At 46.4% G+C, this 1,454-nt stretch carries 1 protein-coding gene; it reads left to right on the top strand.

Annotated features, from left to right (window positions below; all coding sequences use genetic code 11):
• Positions 1-1,454, top strand: a 1,454-nt coding sequence (gene recG / locus CXF78_RS00350) for an ATP-dependent DNA helicase RecG (protein WP_102035669.1), incomplete at both ends; no start/stop codon positions are given.

Raw genomic sequence — 1,454 nt, 5'->3', positions numbered from 1 at the left:
CCGTCCCCATAGCTCGGTGTCTCCTTTTGAATTAGAGCAAGGTCAACACCCTGCACAGCAAAGATTAATCCAAGAAGAACTGCTGGCTCATAATTTGAGCATGTTGCAACTGCGCCAGCGCAGTAATCAAGATGCCGCAGTGCCAATGCCTGCTACAGGACAATTGTTAAGCCCTTTTTTAGCGCAACTGCCCTTTAAGCCAACGGGAGCACAACAAAGAGTTGTCGCCGAAATCAACCAAGATCTTCAGAATCCAACCCCCATGATGCGTTTAGTTCAAGGCGACGTAGGTTCAGGTAAAACCTTGGTGGCGGCACTGGCGGCATTACAAGCAATTGAAAACGGTTACCAAGTAGCCATGATGGCCCCTACTGAATTATTGGCTGAACAGCACGCAGCTAATTTTGCTACTTGGTTTGAACCACTTGGGCTAAAAGTCGGCTGGCTGGCTGGTAAACTAAAAGGCAAAGCGCGAATTCAATCACTCGAAGATATCGCTTCTGGCGCAGCACAAATGGTCATTGGTACTCATGCGATATTTCAACAGGCGGTAGTGTTTAACAAGCTGGCTTTAATCATTATTGACGAACAACATCGTTTTGGCGTTCATCAACGCTTAGGGTTACGAGAAAAAGGCGTCAGCCAAGGTTTTCATCCACACCAGTTAATCATGACAGCCACTCCTATCCCACGAACTTTAGCCATGACAGCTTATGCCGATTTAGACACCTCTGTCATTGACGAGCTTCCTCCAGGACGTACACCGGTCACAACGGTTGCGATTGCCGATACCCGTCGTGAGCAAGTTATTGAGCGAGTTAAACAAGCAGCTTTACATGATAATCGCCAAGCTTATTGGGTGTGTACGTTAATTGAAGAGTCTGAGGTGCTTGAATGCCAAGCCGCTGAAGACACAGCAGCAGAACTCACCATAGCACTACCCGAGCTCAAAATTGGCTTAATCCATGGCCGAATGAAAAGTGCTGAAAAACAGACGATTATGGCGCAATTTAAAGCGGGAGATTTGAACTTATTAGTCGCGACTACCGTCATAGAAGTCGGTGTAGACGTACCCAATGCCAGTTTAATGATTATCGAAAACCCTGAACGATTAGGCCTTGCACAGTTGCACCAATTAAGAGGCCGAGTCGGCCGAGGTGCTGTTGCGAGCCATTGTGTATTACTTTATAAAGCGCCATTGTCACAAACTGCCACTAAACGTTTAGGTGTGCTGCGCAACAGCAATGATGGCTTTGTAATTGCTCAGAAAGACTTAGAAATTAGAGGACCAGGCGAAGTGCTTGGCACCAAGCAAACCGGTTTGGCAGATCTTAAAATCGCTGATCTTATCCGTGATCAACATTTAATTGCACCAACCCAAAAATTGGCATCACACGTTTACCAGCAAGTGCCTCAAAACGTAGATGCTATCATTCAACGCTGGATAGGTGATA

This window comes from Shewanella sp. 11B5 (assembly GCF_002836795.1).
Taxonomy (GTDB): Bacteria; Pseudomonadota; Gammaproteobacteria; order Enterobacterales; family Shewanellaceae; genus Shewanella; species Shewanella frigidimarina.
Note: the sequence above shows the minus strand (reverse complement) of the source record. Positions and strands in the feature narration are given on the sequence as shown.